At 67.9% G+C, this 19228-nt stretch carries 12 protein-coding genes and 1 pseudogene; 11 read left to right on the forward strand and 2 right to left on the reverse strand.

Annotation, left to right across the window (positions count from 1 at the left end; translation table 11 throughout):
* Positions 1–6: 6 nt before the first annotated feature.
* Together N2652_09810 and fucP are read right to left on the reverse strand one after the other, a co-directional pair.
* Complete coding sequence (locus N2652_09810) at positions 7–1566, reverse strand: hypothetical protein (protein ID MCX7819481.1); 1560 nt, start codon at positions 1564–1566, stop codon at positions 7–9.
* A 237-nt stretch (positions 1567–1803) separates the two neighbouring features.
* Positions 1804–3126, reverse strand: coding sequence for an L-fucose:H+ symporter permease (gene fucP / locus N2652_09815; protein MCX7819482.1), 1323 nt, complete (start codon positions 3124–3126; stop codon positions 1804–1806).
* Positions 3127–3312: 186 nt separating this feature from the next.
* Between fucP and aceE the strand changes: the two genes are divergently transcribed.
* The 11 genes and pseudogenes from aceE (at position 3313) to N2652_09870 (ending at position 18932) form a co-directional block, all read left to right on the forward strand.
* A complete protein-coding gene (gene aceE, locus N2652_09820; protein MCX7819483.1) occupies positions 3313–5979 on the forward strand; it encodes a pyruvate dehydrogenase (acetyl-transferring), homodimeric type in 2667 nt (888 codons plus the stop codon).
* 36 nt (positions 5980–6015) lie between these two features.
* Entirely contained in the window at positions 6016–7599 is a 1584-nt protein-coding gene (locus N2652_09825) for a 2-oxo acid dehydrogenase subunit E2 (protein ID MCX7819484.1), read from the forward strand.
* A 64-nt stretch (positions 7600–7663) separates the two neighbouring features.
* On the forward strand, positions 7664–8059 hold the full coding sequence (locus N2652_09830; GenBank protein MCX7819485.1) for a hypothetical protein: 396 nt from the start codon (positions 7664–7666) through the stop codon (positions 8057–8059).
* Between the two features lie 50 nt (positions 8060–8109).
* Positions 8110–9312: a glycosyltransferase family 4 protein gene (locus N2652_09835; protein MCX7819486.1), complete on the forward strand. Its 1203-nt coding sequence runs from the start codon at positions 8110–8112 to the stop codon at positions 9310–9312.
* A 106-nt stretch (positions 9313–9418) separates the two neighbouring features.
* The gene (locus tag N2652_09840; GenBank protein MCX7819487.1) at positions 9419–10099 is read left to right on the forward strand and encodes a hypothetical protein; all 681 of its coding nucleotides are present in this window, start codon (positions 9419–9421) and stop codon (positions 10097–10099) included.
* Positions 10099–13668: a hypothetical protein gene (locus N2652_09845; GenBank protein MCX7819488.1), complete on the forward strand. Its 3570-nt coding sequence runs from the start codon at positions 10099–10101 to the stop codon at positions 13666–13668. Before N2652_09840 ends, N2652_09845 begins: the two co-directional genes overlap by 1 nt.
* Positions 13665–15869, forward strand: coding sequence for a hypothetical protein (locus N2652_09850; protein ID MCX7819489.1), 2205 nt, complete (start codon positions 13665–13667; stop codon positions 15867–15869). The genes N2652_09845 and N2652_09850 overlap by 4 nt, the downstream gene beginning before the upstream one ends.
* Entirely contained in the window at positions 15866–16609 is a 744-nt protein-coding gene (locus N2652_09855; protein ID MCX7819490.1) for a hypothetical protein, read from the forward strand. Before N2652_09850 ends, N2652_09855 begins: the two co-directional genes overlap by 4 nt.
* Before the next feature lie 6 nt (positions 16610–16615).
* Positions 16616–16891 (forward strand): annotated as a pseudogene (locus N2652_09860) (FHA domain-containing protein).
* Between the two features lie 123 nt (positions 16892–17014).
* The gene (locus N2652_09865; protein MCX7819491.1) at positions 17015–18010 is read left to right on the forward strand and encodes a MoxR family ATPase; all 996 of its coding nucleotides are present in this window, start codon (positions 17015–17017) and stop codon (positions 18008–18010) included.
* The gene (locus N2652_09870) at positions 17985–18932 is read left to right on the forward strand and encodes a PmoA family protein (GenBank protein ID MCX7819492.1); all 948 of its coding nucleotides are present in this window, start codon (positions 17985–17987) and stop codon (positions 18930–18932) included. Before N2652_09865 ends, N2652_09870 begins: the two co-directional genes overlap by 26 nt.
* Positions 18933–19228: the final 296 nt, after the last annotated feature.

Raw genomic sequence — 19228 nt, forward strand, 5'->3', positions numbered from 1 at the left:
GCTCTGTCAGCGCCGTTGGATCCGGATGCGCCGGACTTCTTCTGCACGGAGTTCAAGCTCTATGCCGGCGGCCAGTTCTCGGCCGGTCAGTGTCCGGTCGTCCAGCGCGTAGGTGGCGTCGGGTTCAACGGTGAACCATTCGGGGAACTGGTTGATGCGCGGGTAGTCGAGCGGCAGGCGCATCAGCTCGCGATGCCGGGGTGTGTCGAAGAGCAGCCGCCCGCGCCACGCCTGACGGGCGGCAAGATGCAACAGTAGACGCTGTCCGTCGCGGGCGGCGCCCAGCTGCAAGTCCTCACGCCAGGGGATCAGCCGGGCGCCCTGGGTTTTCCAGAGTGCGAACATCAGCGAGGTGCGCGTGAAGTTCCCATCTCCGTGCCAGCCCTCGACGACGCCATCCGGTTTTTGGAGTGCCCACATCGCACGGATTTCGCGCTCGACGTACTCGGCGGCGGCCGCCACGGGTTCGTGCCGCAAAAGTGTGAGCGCGCCCTCGATCGAATCGGCGAGGCTGTCCATGTCGCGGAAGTACCCTGCCAGACGGGGAAGATTCTGCAGCGCGCGTCGGACCTCGTCGCGCCAGTCAGGGATGTTCTCGAGCAGCTGAAAGGTGTAGATGCCGTCGTAGTTGTAGCCCCAGTTATCGGTGAGCCGCCCGCTTGGGGGGCCGTCGGGAAGGGTGATCCAGGTCCAGAAGAAGCCGTTCGTGTCGCGGCCCCGCCGGAGGATCGTCTCGTACAGTTCGCGGAGAGGCGAGCGGTAGGCGTCCCGGCGGTCGGGGCGGGCGTGTGCGACGGCGACGTAGAGTTCCGAAAGCCCGTTGACGATTTCGCAGCCGTGGTCGCTCAGCACGAGTCGGCCGGGCGTGCGCGCCGGGTGGCGATCGCCGAGGAGAAGGTGATCGCCGATGCGGATCGCCCACTCGAGGTGGCGCGGGTCGCCGGTGAACCGGTGGAGCCGTGCGCCAGCCTGCAGCAGATCGCCGAGCACCTCGAGATTCGCGGTCGGCAGCGGACCCTGGGGGCGCAGCGGCGTGTCGAGCGTCCAGATGTCCTGGATGATCCCGATCATCCGCTCCGACCACGGGGAGGGGCCGAGCCATTCGGTGATCGCCAGCAAGCCGTCTTTCACGTATTCGGCTCCGTCGAAGACGAGGCTGTCCCACTCCGGCCGGGCACGCCGCCAGCTGCCCGTGGCGAGGAGCCAGTCATCCGGCAGGCGGCCGACGCGTGAGGTGAGCCGCTCTTCGGTGCGTAACAACTCGAGGAGACGATGCCGGAGTGGCTCGTCGCCGAGCATGGCCGCAGTGAGCACCATGAACGGGTAGTTATCTGCGGCGGCATCGCGGCCGTTCCAGTAGGGCGAATCGCGGAGGTTGCGCGGGAACAGGCCGGTGGTTGGATCCGCGTGAGCGAGCCACCCCCGCACCTGTCGGTATGCGCGGGACCAGGCCTCCGCGGCGGCTTGCGCATTGCTAGCGGCGGCCGTGAAGAGGATTTCGTCCCGGGGGGCGGCGGCGCCGCACGCCGTGCTCAGCAGCCAGGCACCGAGAAGGGGGCGGCCCATCACCCACGGCGCTGAAGCACGGCCAGGGCGACGGCGAACGCCAGCCGGCCACCCGTTTCCGGCTCCGTAATCGCTGCTGCCATCGTCCTTGCGCCGTTCCGACGGGCTTGAGGTCGAAGCGGCCGGCAGCGGCAAGAGGCGCCTCACCATGTCGTGGAACCTGGCGCGCCCGCAACGCAAGATCAAACCTGCCGGCTCGGGTCAGTTGTTGGTGCGGGCGGAGAAGCCTCGCCGGGTTCAGCCGTAGTGGTGGCCGTGGATCTTGGAGGTACGGAAGCCATAGATCGCGATGACGATGAAGCAGATCAGCGGCAGCACGAACGAGGTGCGGGTGCTTGAGAGGACCGTGAACCCGAGGTTCAGCGGGCTCTGGTCCATGATCCAGCCCTGCAGGGGCGGCATGATCGCCCCGCCGCCGATCGCCATGATCAGGCCGGCCGCGCCGAGCTTTGCGTCGTCCCCGAGGCCCTTCAGCGCGATGCCATAGATCGTCGGGAACATCAGCGACATGCACGCGGACACTGCGACCAGACAGTACAGCCCCGCCATGCCCTTGAGGAAGATCGTACCCAGAACCAGCGCCCCACCGCCCATCGCCAGCGAGAGCAGCAACCCGCCGGGGCTGAAGAACTTCAGCAGATAGGTGCAGACGAAGCGGAAGGACACGAACATCGTCATTGCGATCATGTTGTACCACTGGCCAGTTTCTTTCTTCAGCCCCAGCTCGTTTTCCGCGTACTGGATGATGAAGGTCCAGCACATGATCTGCACGCCGACGTAGAAGGCCTGGGCGATGACACCCTCGATGTACCGGCCGTTGCGCACCAGCCGCTTCAGTGTGCCGAGAAAATCAATCTGCTTGTGGTCCTCGCCGGCGACTCGCGGCAGCCGGGAGACGACGAACAGAATCAGCACCAGCAGCACCACCACGCCCAGCCCCAGATAGGGGCCAATGATCACGTCCAGGTCGTGCTGGGCGATTTCGTGGAACTTTTCCGGGGCCGCGGCCAGAAGCTGCCGGCGTTCGGCCTCGGTGGCGGGGTTCAGCCGGCGCAGGATCATGTTCTTGGCGACGAGCATACCGCTCAGCGAGCCGAGCGGATTGAACGCCTGTGCAAAGTTCAGCCGCCGGGTCGCGTTTTCCTCCGCGCCCATCGCCAGCACGTAGGGGTTCGCGCTGGTTTCCAGGAACGAGAGGCCACAGGTCATGACGAAGTACGCCAGCAGAAACGCCCAGAACGCCATCAGCCAACCGGCCGGCGCAAAGAGGAAGCACCCCGCGGAGTAGAGTGCCAGGCCCATCAAAATACCTGCCTTGTACGAGAACCGTTTAATGAACAGCGCCGCCGGAATCGCCATCACGCAGTAGCCGCCATAGAACGCAAACTGCACCAGCGAGCTTTGAAAGTTGCTGATGAGAAGAATGTTTTTGAACGCCGCGACCATCGGGTTGGTGATGTCGTTCGCGAACCCCCACAGTGCGAACAGCGAAGTGACCAAAATGAAGGGCAGCAGGATCTCCCGCGCGACGACCGGCGGATGTCGGGGTGCCTCGTTCATGCCTGCGTTCTCCGTTGCCGGGCTGCCTCGGCGCGCCGGCAGTGTGCGGGATGATGGGCGCAGCGCCGTGTGCCGGTCAAGCCGGCCGCCGCACGGCGGCCGGCGCTTGCGGTGCGGCCGTGCGGGTGTAGAGTGTCGCTTTGATCGCGGCCCTCCCGCGGCCGCGCACCCGCGCGGGAGCTTCGGATGAACGAGATACCATTTCGCGACACGGACGCCGACCGTGAGGAGACGCAGGACTGGCTCGCCTCGTTGGATGAGGTGATCGAGCGGGCGGGGCCGGCCCGGGCGGTCCGGCTGCTGCGCGAGTTGTCGATGCGCGCGCACGAGCGCGGCCTTCGGCTGCCGTTCACTGCGAACACGCCCTACATCAACACCATCCCGCGATCGGAGCAGCCACCGTACCCCGGCAACCGTGAGATCGAGCGGCGGATCAAGAGTCTGGTGCGCTGGAACGCGATGGCGATGGTGGTGCGAGCGAACCGCGAGGAGGAGGGCATCGGCGGCCATATCTCCACGTACGCGAGTGCGGCGACGCTCTACGAGGTCGGCTTCAATCACTTCTTTCGGGCGCCCCACGGCGATCATCCTGGCGACCTGATCTACGTGCAGGGACACGCGTCGCCGGGCATCTATGCGCGCGCATTTCTCGAGGGGCGGCTGACCGCGGAGCAGTTGGCGAACTTCCGGCACGAGCTGCACGCGACGCCGGGGCTGGCTTCCTATCCGCACCCCTGGCTGATGCCGGACTTCTGGCAGTTTCCGACCGTCTCGATGGGCCTGGGGCCCATCATGGCGATCTATCAGGCCCGGTTCATTCGCTATCTCGAAGACCGGGGGCTGCGGCCGCCCACCGACCAGAAGGTCTGGGCGTTCCTCGGTGATGGAGAAACGGACGAGCCCGAGACGCTCGGCGCGATCACGCTGGCCGCCCGCGAGCATCTGGACAACCTGATCTTCGTGATCAACTGCAATCTGCAGCGGCTGGACGGGCCGGTCCGCGGCAACGGCAAGGTGATCCAGGAGCTCGAAGCCGCGTTCCGCGGTGCGGGCTGGAACGTGATCAAGGTGATCTGGGGCGGCGATTGGGACCCGCTGCTGGAGCGCGACCGCGACGGGGTGCTGGTGCGCCGGATGACGGAGGTGGTGGACGGCGAGTATCAGAAGTACGTGGTCGAGGGCGGTGCGTACATCCGGCGGCACTTCTTTGGCGCGGATCCGCGGCTGCTGGAGATGGTAAAAGGGATGTCGGATGAGCAGTTGCAACGGCTGCGTCGCGGTGGCCATGACCCGGAGAAGGTGTACGCCGCGTATGCGGCGGCGGTCGCGCACCGCGGGGCCCCGACGGTGATTCTCGCAAAGACGATCAAGGGCTACGGTCTGGGCGAGGCCGGCGAGGGCCGCAACATCACACATCAGCAGAAAAAGCTGAACGAGGACGAACTGCGCGAGTTCCGCAACCGCTTCGGCATCCCGATCAGCGACGATGAGGTTGCGAAGGTTCCGTTTTACCGGCCGTCCGAGGACAGTCCCGAGATCCGCTATCTGCTGGAGCGCCGGGCTGCCCTCGGCGGTTTTCTCCCCGCGCGCCGTCCCACGATGGTCTCGCTGCGCGCACCGCCGGACGACCTGATCGAGGAGTTCCGGCGCGGCAGCGAGCGGCCCGTTTCGACGACGATGGTGTTCGTGCGGCTGCTGTCGAAGCTGCTGCGCGACCCGGAACTCGGACCGCGCATTGTGCCCATCGTGCCCGACGAGGCCCGAACGTTCGGGATGGAGGCTCTGTTCCGGCAGTGCGGCATTTACTCGCACCCGGGTCAGCTGTACGAACCGGTGGACAAGGCGAGCCTGCTCTACTACCGCGAGGCGCGTGACGGTCAGATCCTCGAGGAGGGCATCACAGAAGCCGGTTCGATTTCGTCGTTCATTGCGGCCGGCACCGCCTACGCGAACCACGGGTTGCCGATGATCCCGTTCTTCATTTTCTACTCGATGTTCGGCATGCAGAGGGTCGGCGACCTTGTCTGGGCGGCGGGCGACTCGCGCTGCCGCGGGTTCCTGATCGGCGGGACCGCCGGACGCACCACGCTGGCCGGCGAGGGTCTTCAGCATCAGGACGGTCACAGCCACGTGCTCGCGCTGCCGGTCCCGAATCTCGAGTGTTACGATCCGGCGTTCGCGTATGAGCTGGCCGAAATCATCCAGGATGGTCTGCGCCGGATGTACGAGCAGCGGGAGGACGTCTTCTACTACCTCACCGTGATGAATGAGAACTACCCGCAGCCACCGATGCCGGAGGGCGTCCGGGAGGGGATTTTGCGGGGGCTGTACCGGTTCCGCGCTGCGCCGCAGGGGCGTGCGCCGGCGGTGCGGCTGCTGGGCAGCGGCGCGATTCTCAACGAGGTGACGCGCGCGGCGGACTGGCTTGCGGAGCACGCGGGCGTCGCTTCAGAGGTCTGGTCGGTGACTTCCTACAAGCGCTTGCACCGCGACGCGGTCGAGTGTGACCGCTGGAATCGCCTGCATCCGACGGAACCGCCGCGCGTGCCCTTTGTGGCGGCGCAGCTGGCAGGCAACGCGCCCGTCGTGGCCGCATCGGACTACATGAAAGTGTTGCCCGACATGATCGCCCGCTATGTGCCGGCGCCGTGGCAGACGCTGGGCACCGACGGGTTCGGCCGCAGCGACGGGCGCGAGGCGCTGCGGCGGCACTTCGAGGTGGACGCCGGCCACATCGCAGTCGCCGCGCTCGCCGCGCTGGCGCGACAGGGCGCGGTGCCTGCGGTGCGCGTGACCGACGCGATGAAGGCGTTCGACATCCGGGACGATCTGCCCGATCCGTGGCGCACGTGAGACGAGCAGGCGGCACATGAACGAGCAGGAGCCGACATGAGCGAGGTGTTTGCGATTCCTCCGCTCGGTGAAAATGTCGAGAGCGGGGACCTGGTGAAAGTTCTCGTGAACCCGGGCGACGCGGTTAGCGCGGGGCAGCCGCTGCTCGAAATCGAGACCGGCAAGGCGACCGTCGAAGTGCCCGCGCCGCGCGCGGGGCGGATTGGGCGGCTGCTGGTCAGCCCGGGCACGAAGGTGACCGTCGGCCAGCCGGTCTTCGAATGGGCAGGCGAGGGCGGGGACGCGGTGCAGTCACCCGTGGTGCCCACGGAGCCGCGCGAGGCTCCGTCCCGAGCGGAAGGGGTGGCCGAGACCACGTTCCCCTTGCCAGCGCTGGGGGAGAACGTTGAGCGTGGAACGATCGTGAAACTGCTGGCGGAGGCGGGCGCGGAGGTGCGCGAGGGACAGCCGCTGCTGGAAATCGAGACCGGCAAGGCGACGGTCGAGGTACCCTCGCCGCGCGCAGGTCGGATCGCCGAGTGGCTGGTACGGGCGGGTGAAACCGTGGTGGTGGGTGGGGCGGTGCTGCGGTGGGCCACCGGCGATGGGGCGCCCACCGTCCGCCCGGCGCCGAGCGCGGCGCCTCCCCCCGCTCCCGCGCCCCCGGCGCGGGCGGCCGTGGCCGCACCCGAGCCCGCGGTGGAGCCGCCGCCTGCGGCCGCTCGTGCGGGAGTGCCGGTGCCGGCGGCTCCCTCAGTGCGCCGTTTTGCGCGCGAAATCGGCGTGGATATCTCCGCGGTGAAGGGAAGCGGCGCGGGCGGCCGGATCACGATCGAGGACGTGAAACGGCATGCGCGCCAGATCAACACCGGCCGCGCGGTTCGTACGCACTGTGCGCTCGAAGCCGAACCTCTGCCGGACTTTACGCGATGGGGACCGGTCGAGCGGGAGAGCATGTCCACCATCCGCACGATCACCGCGGAACACCTGAGCCGGGCATGGGCAACGATCCCCCACGTCACGCAGCACGACAAGGCGGACATCACCGAGCTGGAGGCGCTGCGCAAGCGGTTTGCGCCGCGGGCGGAAGCGGCGGGCGGCCGGCTGACGCTCACCGCGATCCTGCTGAAAATTGTTGCGGCCGCACTGAAAGTGCACCCGAAGTTCAATGCGAGCGTGGACATGCCCGGCCGCGCCATCATTTACAAGAAATACGTCCACATCGGCGTCGCGGTGGATACTCCCCGCGGACTCTTGGTGCCGGTGGTCCGCGATGTGGACCGGAAAAACATCATACAGATCTCGATCGAACTGACCTCGTTGGCCCAGCGCGCACGCGAGGGTAAGCTTTCGCCGGACGAGCTGCAGGGTGGCACGTTCACGGTGACCAACCTGGGCGCGATCGGCGGTTCCTTCTTCACGCCGATCATCAATGCGCCCGAAGTCGCAATTCTCGGCGTCGGCCGGTCGGCGATGGAAAACGTGTGGAGCGGTCCGGAGAGCGTGTGCCGACCGCGCATGATGTTGCCGTTGTCGCTCTCCTACGACCATCGGTTGATCGACGGTGCCGACGGTGCGCGGTTTATGCGTTGGATCGTCGAGGCGATCGAGGAGCCCATGCTGATCTCTCTGGAGGGCTAGCGTCTCACCAGGAGCGGTAGCGCCTACTTGAGCGGCCGCTCTCGCTCCGGTAGAGTGGGCAAGGATGAAAGAGGAACTGGTCGACGCCATCAAGGCCGCGCTGCTGCCGGAGCTCACCCACATGCGCGAGGCGATTGTACACCTCACCGCAGAGGTGACGGTGATTCGGGGGCGTTTGGACCAGTTCGAGCGCCGATTTGAACTGATTGATCAGCGCTTTGACGACATGAATCGCCGGTTCGAAGACATTGACCGACGATTCGAGGAAATCGACAAGCGCTTTGAAGAGGTGAACAAGCGCTTCGAAGAGGTGAACAAGCGCTTCGAAGAGGTCAACAAGCGTTTTGAAGAGGTGAGCGGCTGGATTCGTGATGTGCGCGATGAAGTTCGAGAGGTTCGCACCTACTTGTTCTCGAGCGCGATGCAGGGCCGGCCGCTGGTCGTCAAAGAGCCCTCATAACTTCCCAGCTACCCACGCCTCGGCGGTTACCAAAGGGACGAAGCGAAGAAGTGGTCATCGCAGAGGGAGGTCCGGCACCCCCGGCAGATCCGCTGAGGATTCTTTTCCTGAGCTGGAACTATCCGCCGGCGCGGGGTGGCATCGAAGAGATGGTCAGCCACCTCCACCGGGGTTTGCTCGCCCGGGGCCACCACGTGCATCTGGTCACTGGCTGTTCGATGGAAGCTCCGTGCGAGCCCCATGTGGAGCGGGCGCATCGACCTGGGCTGGCGTGGTTCGAACTGGCGGCGGTTCGCCACGGTGTCCAGTGGGCACGGCGCCATCATGCCGAGGTGATTCTCTGCGGCAGCGTTGCGGCCGCGCCAGCGGCTTGGGCGGTCGCCCGCCTTCTTGGCGCACCGTATGTGGTGCCGGCGTATGGGAGCGAGCTGGCGCTGAAGGGATGGTGGCGGCGTGAGGCGGTGGGATGGTGGTTCCGGCGCGCGGCGCGCGTGCTGCCGATCAGCCGCGCATCGGCGCAACGGTTGCGCCGGCATCGGGTCCTCGAGGCCAACTGTACGGTCATCCCGCCCGGCGTCGATGTGGAGCGCTTTGAGCGGCTCGCGGCGGCCCTCCCGCCCGACGAACGGTGGCCGGGTCGCGACATACTGCTGAGCGTAGGCCGGCTCGTCCGCCGAAAGGGTGTTCTGGAATTGGTGGAGCAGGTGATGCCCACGCTCATCCGCTGGCGACCGAGCGTCCTGTTGGTGGTTGCGGGGGACGATGCCCGGCAGTCGCTGGTGCATGCCGGGGAGGGCATGCGCGCGAGGATTGAGTCGGCAGTGCGCCGACTGGGGTTGACCGACCACGTGGTGCTGCTGGGGGCGGTATCGGACGAAGAGCTGGTGGCACTGTACCGCCGGGCGGACCTGTTTGTGTTGCCGGCGCTGGATCTGCCGTACGACGTGGAAGGGTTTGGCATTGTGTTCCTCGAGGCGGCACTGGCGTCGGTCCCCGCCGTCGCGACGCGCGTGGGCGGTATTCCCGATGCGGTCGAGGATGGTCGCACGGGCCTGCTGGTGGAGCCGGGCGACTGGCCGGGGTTCGCGATGCGGGTTCTTGAACTACTCGCGGATCGGGTGCGACGAGCGGAGCTGGGCCGTGCGGCGGCGACACGGGCTCGGCAGCAGTTCGCGTGGCCGGCGATCGTCGCCCGATATGAACGGGTTCTCGCCGAGGTGGCCGGCCGCGGGGCGTCGTTCGGCGCGCGCTGACCGCACCACCGGCTTCGCGTCCTGCGCCAGCATGGCGCGCGCTGGCGCGCGAGGACTGCGAACGTTAGGATTGGGAACGGATACGGACCACAAGGAGGCGCAGAATGTGAGCGGCCTTGTGCGATGGATGCCCGCCATCCTCGGATTGACGGCGGTTGCCACGTTCGCGCGCACGAACCTGGTATTCAACGGCAGTTTTGACGCGCCGGGCGAGCCGCTGAAAGGATGGCGCACTCACTATGATCTGCCCGGAGAAAGCTGGTATGCCGAAAACCGCCAGCTGGTGTCGGTGATCTCGGAGGATGCGGGGCGGCGAAATGTGCTCCGGCTCCACGTCAAAACACGCGACCTCGCGATCAATCAAGGGGTGCGGGCGGACAGCGAGCCGATCCCCTTCGACCCGGCCGTGCGCTACCGGTTCTCCGCTGCAGCACGTTCCACCGGCCCGGACTGCCGGATCCTTCTGGAAGGTTATCGGTGGAAGCCCGGTATCCGGCCGCATGAACGTCCCGACTTTTCAGAACTGCGCAAGTGCTACAAGTTCGTGCAGCTCTACTTCGGGCCGCAAAAGGCGGGGGACATGGGCGGCGTCGGTCGGGCATGGTCCACGGCGAGCATGGAAATCCCGGGCGAATTGAGGTCGGATCTGCAGGGCGACATCTACAACACGATTCGGTTTGTCATCGTGCACGTGGTCGCGATCGGCGGACGGGAGGGCGATCTTTTCGTCGATGACGTCGTTCTGGAACCTCTGGGTCCAGTGCGGGGCGGAGGAGCGCGACGGTGATGAGCCCTGCGTCCGACACCGTGCGAGAGTTGCTGTGGTTGGGCCGACGGATGCGTGCGCGGGCGGCGACCCGGCTGGGCGCGATGGTGATCGGCGGGACGGCGACGGCGTTGGCGCTGCTGGCGGCCGGCGATCTCTGGTTGCGCTACGGCCCGGCCGGCCGCTGGGGCGGTTTTGCGGTGGTCGCCGCGGTCGGGGCTGCCGGCGTCGCGGCGGTGGTGCGGCGTCTCGGCGCGCCGCTGGTGCCCGACGCGATCGCCGCGCGGATCGAGCGCGCCTGCCCCGAGCTGGACAATCGACTCATCAACCGGGTCCAGTTGGCGCGGCTCGACAGTCCGGATGCGATGATTTTCGCCTACCTTCGCGAGCCGCCGCCCGCGTTGCATCGCATCCCGCCGCGACGGCTGGGTGATCCCACTGAATTCCGTGCCGCGGTCGGAGCGCTCGCGCTGGCACTGGCGGTGATGGGAGCGGGACGCTGGTGGGGCGGGGCCGCCTGGGTGAACGCAGCGCTCCGCGTGCTGAGCCCCTGGGCGGATCGCCCCGCGGCGACGCTGGCGACGATCCTCGAGGTGTCGCCCGGCGACGCACGGGCGTTGGTTGGGGAACCGCTGCGTCTGGCCGTGCGGGTGCGCGGGCGCGCCGGCGTTCCGGTTCGTCTCGATCTCTCGCCGGCCGATGACCGTCGGCGCCGGATCGAGGTGGGACGCGTACCGGCGACCGGCGAAGCGGCGTTCGAACACCTCATTCCGAGAGTGACCGCCGACCTTGCCTACCGTTTTCTTGCCGGCGATGCGGTGACGCCGGCCCATCGCATCGTCGCGCTGCCGCCCCCCGCGTTGATGCGGCTGGCCGTGCGGGTCGAGCCGCCCGCCTGGCGGCGAATGGAACCGCGGGAGTGGAACGCACTCGCGGAACGTGTCATTGCGCCGGAGGGTGCAACGCTGGTGGTCAGCGCGGAGGCGAACCGCCCGATGGCCGCTGCGGAGCTGGTCGGGCCGCTGGCGACCAACTCGATGGAGGTGCAGGCCGGCGGGCGCCGCTGGGCCGGTTCGATGCCAGCGGGGGGACCGATCACCGTCGCGATTCGGGACTCCGACGGGTTCCGCGCCACCACGACCGTGCAGGTGGACATTCAGCCCGACCCGCCTCCGGTGATTGAGTTGATCGCGCCCGCCGGCCGCGTGCGGTTGGATGCCGGCGCCCGGCCGCGCATTCAGTTCCGCGTTCATGACGACAGCGGTGTGGCGCGGGTTCAGCTGGAACAACTGACCGCTGCGGAGACGGCCGCGCCTGCTCGTGTGGTCGCGCAGTGGAACGGCTCGGGCGCGCCCGAGTTCGAGCAGAGCTGGACACCGGACGATGCCCCCCGCCCCGAGCCGGGCCGGCCACTGGTGTATCGGATTGCGGCGTGGGACACCCATCCGCTCGCAGGGGATCGTCCGCGCAGCGTCTCTGCGCCGATTGTGTTCGACGCGTTCTTTGTGCCCACCGGCACCGTCGCGGAGAGCTTGCAGCGCGCCTCCGCCGTAGCGGCGTCCCTCGGCCGGATCGTAGAGCTGCAGCGGGGCAATCTCGAAACCAGCCGCGCGCTCGCGAATGCGTCTGGCCCGGAAGCGTCGGGCTGGGCAAAAGTGGAGGCGGTGCAGCGGGAGATTTTCCAGATCGCAGAGTCACTGCTGGCGGATCCGTCGCGACCGCTCGGCGCGATGGCGGCGATCGTGCGCGATCTTCACGCGGGGCCGATGCGCGAGGCGATCGGGCTGGCCGCGCGGGTGCCGCGAGCGGCGGACGCGGAGCGGCCGCGACTCGCCGCGCGGGCGGTCGCGGTTCAGAGCGCGATTCTGCGCGCATTGACCGCCGCCGAACAGGGTGCGGAGCGGGTCGCCGCACACCGCGCCGCGACTGGTCTGCTGACCATGCTGGACGGGCTGGTGCAGGCGCAGGGTGAGGTGCTGGCCGCAACGCGCGGGCTGACCACCGCCCCGCCGCCGCGCGCGCTGGTGACGCGGCAGGACCGCCTCGCGGAGGACACTGTGGAGTTTGTGGGGGCGGCGCGGCGGGAGGCCACCGAACTTGCCAAGATCGAGGCGGAGTTTGCGCGGCGCGTGGCGCAGGTGGCGGACGAATGCGAGCGCCGGCAGGTCGCACGCACCATGCTGGCCGCGGCCGGACACCTCGAGTCTGGCACACCGAGCGCCGCGCTCCCGCTGCAGGAACAGGCGTTGGCGCATCTTCGTGAGTTCCAGGCCCTGCTCAACCAGTGGCGCGCGACGGAGGCGCAGCAGCGGGAAACCGCGCTGCGCGAGGTGGTCGAGTCCGCGCGAGAGGCGATGAAACGGCTCGCGGAAGTGCAGGGGAAAGTGGTCGAGGCGATTCGGCAGACCGAACAGCAGAAAGATCGCGCCGACCGCGATATGGAGGAGTTCCTCGAGGAGCTCGGCGAACTGAAGACGAACATGGCGGAAGCTTTGCTGAAAATCGCGACGGACCTCCACATCTTTCCGGAACTGCCGGTCGGCAACGATCTGGTCGCCGACGTGTACCAAATTTATGAGGAAGTTGCTCAGGTGCCCGGCTCCGAGTCTACCGCCGCGACCGAGCTGGGGTTGCAAAAGGAGGATTGGATTCTCGAAGCGCTCGAGACCGCCACCGAACGGCTCGACGACATGGAGATGTGGCTGGTCTCGCAACCTGACGCGGTGAAGCGCAACACCGAGAACTTCGACCAGCAGGAACTGCCCCAGATTCCGGTCATTCCCCTCGCGAGCGAGATCGAGGACATTATCGGCGATCTGCTGGAGCAGGAAGAAGACATCATGAGTCGCGCCGACGATTCGGCGACGAACCAAGGTTCCGCGGACATGCCCGCCGGCTGGGGCATCGCGGAGGGCGAGTTTGCGAACTTCAGCGCGAAGGGGAAATCCGGCAACGAGCGGCCCGACCACAAGGACCAGGATGGCCGCTCCATCGTGGGCCGGCAGGGCATGTCGGATGGTGAGACGGTGGCCGGCTCGGGCAAGATTCACGAGGGGGACAGGAACATCGAGGCCCGGCGCACGCAGGACTCGCCGCAGTCGGGCCAGGTGCAGGAGGAGGGCCATGCGGAGGCGAAAGCGACCGGCGGCGGCAAGGGTTCCGGCTATAGCGATCGGTTGGGCATGGCCGGCACCGGTCGTCGGGAGGACGCGAAGACCTCTGCGCGTTCCGAGCTGGGGCTGCAGGCGATGCTGCGCCGGCAGGCCGAAGCGTTGTATGCGAAGGCCTCGCTCGCGCACGTTCGCACCGGTTCGCTCGAAGACGCGGTGCGTGCGATGCAGCAGGCGGAAGACGCATTGCGGCGTGGGGCGCCAATCCGCGAAGTCCGGGAGTTTCAACGCCGGGCGGTCGAAGCCCTGGCCCGCACGCGCGCAGAACTGGACGGTGGTCTGTACACGCCCGTGCCGCAGCCGGCGGCCGCGCCGCCGCCGATGGGCGCGGACGAGGCGACCGCGGCCGATGCTGCGCCGCCGGCCTATCGCGACCTTGTTGCAGAGTACTTTCGTTCGCTGAGTGAGGGGACCCCGTGACCGACCGCCGTGTGCAGCGTCACCGCCCTGTGCGGCGGCCGATCGTCGTAGCCTCGATGTTGATGGCGAAGCTGCTGACCACGAACGCTGCCGCGCCGAGCGGGTGGGTCGTCAGCGCGGCGACGCATCGGGTACGGGTCGAAATTGTCCAACCGCCTTCCAAGCCCGAGGCGGGCGTGGTGGCGATCATCCCCGATGGCGGGGTGCTGCCGGCGCCGGCGGTGCGCGTGGACGCCCGGGATCGAAACGGCCGTCCGCTCGGCGCCGGCGTGATCTGGCACAACCCCCGCGAGGGACTGGGCATCGTGTTCGAGGCGCCCACGGATGCGGCGGGCCCCGTGGAGCTCTATTTGCAGTCCGTGCCGAAGGCGGAGAGCTTTTCTGCGGCGGTGCGGCATCTCAAACCCTCGTTGCTGATGTACACCGCTGCCGCGGGCGCGTCGCCGACCCTCAACGACGCGGAGGCGATCGGCCGCGAGACGCCGGCCGGCCGGCGCTCGCGGATGGCGGTGGTACCGATTCTGGGGCAGGCCGAGAACCGACTCGGACCGGACGATCACTACGTGTCGTGGTACACCGGCTGGCTCGATATCCAGACGCCGGGCCGCTATCAGCTGTGCAGTGTGTTTGACGAGGCCTGCGAGGTTCGCCTGAACGGCCGGTCGATCATCAAGGTATCCGGCCGTCACGTCCGCCGCGAAAGCGCAAAGGGTGAGTACGGCGAGTGGGTGCACCTGGACCGCGGCCTCCACTCGATCGAATATCTGCACTACGAAATCGACGGTCCTCAGGAGGCACACCTCTGCTGGCGGGCGCCGGGTGCCTCTGACGCGGCGCTGCCGGTGACCATTCCGGCGGGCGCATGGCTGCGTTCCGGTGCCGCGCGCCTGCTGGAGGGCACCCTCCGTGACGGCACGCCCTTGGCGCTTTGGGAGGCTGAACCCGCCGCGTATGTCTGGACTGCCGAGAAGCCCCTGAACATCTTCCGTTTCCGTGCCGTGGCGCCCGCTCCGCTGCCGGCCGACCTTGCGGTCGAATGGACGTTCGACGGCCGCTCAACGGTTGCGCTGGCCGCGCCGCTGTGGTTCTGGGAGGACGAGGAGCCGCACAAGGTGACGCTGCGAGTGTCACGCGGCCGCGCGGTGAGCACCGCGTCACGCGAGGTGCAGCTGCCGTGGTACCCCCGGCGACTTTCGATGAACGAAGCGGAAGACCGCCAGCTCGTCCGCGATGCGTTTGAGACGCGGCTACTGGCCGGCCCCGCCGACCGCCGTCCCTGTGCCGACTGGTCCGCGAACATGTGGTCGACCCTGTTCGATGCGCTGGAACTGTACGCCCCGACGCGGGTGCCCGAACTGATCCTCACGCGTTCGCGGGCTGATCTGCAGCGTCAGCCGCCGGAGCGGCGCTGGAGGGTGGAAGATCTGTACGTCGAGTCGGTCCGGCGGACCAACGCGGTTGCAGCGCTCGGCTGGATGGAGCAGGCGGCGCGCGAGGAGACCCACAGTGCTCGGCGGATCCACTGGATGGTTGAGCGGGTTCGGGTGCTTGCCTTCGACCTTGGCCGTCTGGACGAGGCGCGTGCGCTCGCGCGCGAGGCGGCGGCGCTGCCGCTGGAGGGTGAGCTGGCGGTGCGGGTGGCGGTCGCCGCTGGCGACGTGGAGCGGTTGGCGCTCAACCGTGACGCGGCTGCCCGCGCGTACGCGGCCGCGCAGGACCGCTACCGCGCGCTTCAGAAAACTGCCGCGCAGCTGGCGACGGTGCGCCGCGAGGCCGATGCGCACCGTTCTCTTGCCGCGCGGCTGGGCGGTGACTGGCGCACCGCGGCGGTCCGCGAGGGGCAAAACCTGGTCACGGTGGACAATCTGATTCGCCAGGCCGCCTGGGACGAGGCGTACGCGGTGCTGCGCCAGTGGGAACTGGAGTTCCCACTGAGCCGGCTCGACGGAGACCAGCCGCTCGCGGAGGCGGCGTTTTGGATCGCCGTCGGCGACACGACCCGCGCGCTGCGAATTCTGCGGACGTACCGGCAGCTGGTGGACATGAACAGCCAGCTGGCACGCGCGATGGAAATGGAACGCCAGTGCTTGATCCGGCTCGATCGCCGCGCGGAGCTGGACGAGCTGGCCAAAGAAATCGAGCGGCGGTTCTCTTCCGCCGGTGGCGGAGGCGGGCCGCGGCGGCGGGAGATGGCGCGATGAAACGGTGTTGGCCGCTGCTGCAGCGTGCCGCCGTGGTGGCGCTCGCGGATGCGGCGCTCGTGACGGGGGGGCCGGTCACCGGCACGAAGCAATCCACCCGCCTCTACACCGCGCCCGATCCCTCTGCGGGCGGCGGAATTGTGCTGCGCCTGCCCGCCACCGCCCCGCCGCTGAGGGCGGCGATCGCGGTGCCCGGGCTCTCCCGCGAACGCGCCTATCTCGGCCGTCTCGGGACGGACGCTCGCAGCGCCGAATTTGCCGGCCTTCCCACCGACCGCTACGACCTCATGTTGGTGTTCGACGACTGGTTTGCGGAAGGGCTGCTGCTCTCCCGGGACCCCGACTCGCTCGGCGAGGCCGACCGACGGGCGATCCGCGAGACGGTGGACCGCTCGGTGCCGTTTTTCGACACGAAAGTGATCCATCGCTGCGAGGGCGTGGGCGGCCGGGGCGGGCGCGCGGCAGCGGTGTTGCAGGAGGTCCGCACGCGGCCGATTACGCTGCAGGACGCCAGCGTCCGCACCGATATCCAGATCCGGAGCCTCAAACTGGCGTTTTTCGAGGAGGTCGGACCCGGCTGGCATCTTGTGCGCACGCGGGAGCTGCTGCGGCAGGAGGTCGGGCCCGGCGAGACGAAGGGCGTACTGCGGCATGCGTTCGTGCCGGTGCTGCAGGGCGTCCGCGTGATGGATTCAGTGCGAGATCTCGGCGAGATCCAGTTGCCGCCGAGCCGGAGGTAGCACGAGATGGCCAGCATTATCATTGTCAACGGTCCGCGGGCGGGAGAAACACATGCGCTGAAGCCGCGCGGGCTCGTAATTGGCCGCGGTGACCTCTGTGATCTGCGGCTGCCGGACGACCTGGCGGTGTCCACCCTCCATGCGCGGATCGAGCAGCACGGGGAGCGGTGGGTCATCCGCGATCTGGAGAGCGCGAACGGTACCGAGGTCAATGGCGAGCCGGTCACCGAACGGCCGTTGAACGATGGCGACCTGATCGCGGTCGGCGAGACCCGTTTCCGGTTCAGCGCGGAGACCGGTGCCGCGCCCGCGCGTCCGGTGGTGGTCGAGCCACCCGCCGCGCCACGATGGCAGCCGCCGCCTGCTGCGCCGGCCACCGAAGAGGAGGTGCGCCTGGTCTCCGAAATGAGCCGCCGCACCGCCGCGATTCGGGCCGAGGTCGCGAAAGTGATTGTGGGCCAGCAGCGGGTGCTGGAGGAGATCCTGATGGCGATGATCGCTCGGGGGCACGCGCTGCTGGTCGGCCTGCCCGGCATGGCGAAGACGCTGATGATCCGCACGATCGCCGACGTGCTCGACCTCAAGTTCAAGCGGATTCAGTTCACACCCGACCTGATGCCGACCGACATCACCGGCACCGACGTGCTCGACACCAACCGCGAGACCGGCGAGAAGGAGTTTCGCTTCGTCCCCGGGCCGGTGTTCTGCAACATCCTTCTTGCCGACGAAATCAATCGCACTCCGCCGAAGACACAGGCCGCCCTGCTCGAAGCGATGCAGGAGCATCGCGTGACGGTTGGCAACCGGACCTATCCGCTGGAGGAACCGTTCTTCGTTCTCGCCACGCAAAACCCAATCGAACAGGAGGGCACCTATCCGCTGCCCGAGGCGCAGCTGGACCGCTTCATGTTCAACATCTGGGTCGACTACCCCGCGGAGGAGGAAGAGGAGCAGATCGTCCGCACCACCACCATCGCCAGCGCCGTGCAGCCCGCGAAGGTGCTCGGACGGGACGAAGTGCTGAAGCTGCAGGAGGTCGTGCGCAAGGTGCCGGTCTCGGAGCATGTGGTGAAGTTCGCGGTGCGGCTCGTGCGGGCGACTCGTCCGACCTCCGATCGGGCGCCGGACTTCATCCGCCAATACGTCACCGTCGGTGCCGGCCCCCGCGCCTGCCAGTACCTGGTGCTGGCGGCAAAAGCGCGAGCGGTGTTGGAGGGCCGGATCCATGTAAGCTGCCGCGACGTGCGCGCCGCCGCGCTGCCGGTGTTGCGCCATCGCATCTTCACTAACTTCACCGCGGACAGCGAAGGCATCACCCCGATGAAACTGATTGAACGGCTCCTTCAGACCGTGCAGGAACCCTCCGAGGAAGACTATGCGCCCGTGGCCGCCCGCTCTTGAAATCTGTCTTGCTGCCGCGCTGTACCGCGCGGCGCTCGCTGCCCCCTGGACCTGGAAAGAGGAGCCGGGAAAGCTCGAGCTGTACGACATCGGAAGCGGCGCGGTGCTCTGGGGCTTTCACTACGGCGCCAGCGCGACCAAGCCGTTCCTTCATCCGTTGAGCGTCGGTGGCGGCTCGCCGTTGACGGCGCTTCGACCGCCGGACCACCCGTGGCACCTCGGTTTGTGGTTCTCGTGGAAATTCATTAACGGCGTGAACTACTGGGAAGAGGACCGCGCCAGCGGGCTAGCTGCCGGCCGTACCACTTGGACCAATGTGGTGCTTGAGCGCAGACCGGACGCTTCCGCGGTTGTGACGATGGAGGTCGCCTACCGGCCCGGCGTCGGTGCCCCGGCGGTGCTGAGCGAACGCCGACGTCTGCAGTTCGGGGCGCCAGCGACCGATGGCAGCTGGGCGCTCGATTGGGAAGCGGAGTTCACCGTCGGCGAGATGCCCATCGAGCTGGCGGCCTCGCCGGTCAATCCGGCTCGCACCGCGGGGGGGTATGCGGGGCTGCTCTGTCGCATCTCTGCGGACACGACGGACTGGCACGCGGTGGATGATCGCAACCGAACTGATCTGGCGATTCACGGTGAACCAGCGCTCGCGGTGGATTTTCAGATGCGCGCAGACGGAAGGCCGGCGGGGATTGCGATGCTCGACCATCCCGATAACCCCGGTTCCCCGGTACCGTGGTTTTTGCGGCTTGATTCCAAGAAGCGGTACGGCCTGTCCGGTCCGGGATTCCTGTTCGCGGGTCCCCGAACGTACGCGCCGGGGCAGCGGTGGCGTTTGCGTTACCGGGTGATTGTGCATCCAGAGTGGTGGTCCGTTGACCGTCTGCGTCGGGAGCTGGCCAAGTTCAGCTCACCGCCGAACTAGTGGTGTGCCGGTCCCGCCGCCTTTTTTGCGAGTGTTCTCCGGGCGCGCGGCTCCCCCTCCGGTGGCTTGCTTCCGCTGATCCAGGTTCCGGACGCGGTTGGACTGCGGCGTCTGCGGAACGGACGTCCTTCGAGGTTGGAAAGCGCGGTTTTACCCGCGCCGCGACGACCCCCGCTGGCTGGGCACGACGGACGGGCGGCACTCGCGCGCCGGTGAGCCGTGGGGCGGGGCTTCGAATGCATTTCTGTGCCGGGCATGGGGGCCAGGTTTGGCGCATTGAAGGACCGGGTGCCCGC

Source organism: Kiritimatiellia bacterium, from assembly GCA_026417735.1.
Taxonomy (GTDB): Bacteria; Verrucomicrobiota; Kiritimatiellia; order PWTM01; family PWTM01; genus CAACVY01.

Bases quoted from the DNA above. Each gene is read 5' to 3' on its own strand.
- aceE (MCX7819483.1), top strand. From the start codon at position 3,313: ATGAACGAGATACCATTTCGCGACACGGACGCCGACCGTGAGGAGACG.
- N2652_09865 (MCX7819491.1), top strand. From the start codon at position 17,015: ATGAGCCGCCGCACCGCCGCGATTCGGGCCGAGGTCGCGAAAGTGATT.
- fucP (MCX7819482.1), bottom strand. From the start codon at position 3,126: ATGAACGAGGCACCCCGACATCCGCCGGTCGTCGCGCGGGAGATCCTG.
- N2652_09825 (MCX7819484.1), top strand. From the start codon at position 6,016: ATGAGCGAGGTGTTTGCGATTCCTCCGCTCGGTGAAAATGTCGAGAGC.
- N2652_09810 (MCX7819481.1), bottom strand. From the start codon at position 1,566: ATGGGCCGCCCCCTTCTCGGTGCCTGGCTGCTGAGCACGGCGTGCGGC.
- N2652_09830 (MCX7819485.1), top strand. From the start codon at position 7,664: ATGAAAGAGGAACTGGTCGACGCCATCAAGGCCGCGCTGCTGCCGGAG.
- N2652_09845 (MCX7819488.1), top strand. From the start codon at position 10,099: ATGAGCCCTGCGTCCGACACCGTGCGAGAGTTGCTGTGGTTGGGCCGA.
- N2652_09855 (MCX7819490.1), top strand. From the start codon at position 15,866: ATGAAACGGTGTTGGCCGCTGCTGCAGCGTGCCGCCGTGGTGGCGCTC.
- N2652_09870 (MCX7819492.1), top strand. From the start codon at position 17,985: ATGCGCCCGTGGCCGCCCGCTCTTGAAATCTGTCTTGCTGCCGCGCTG.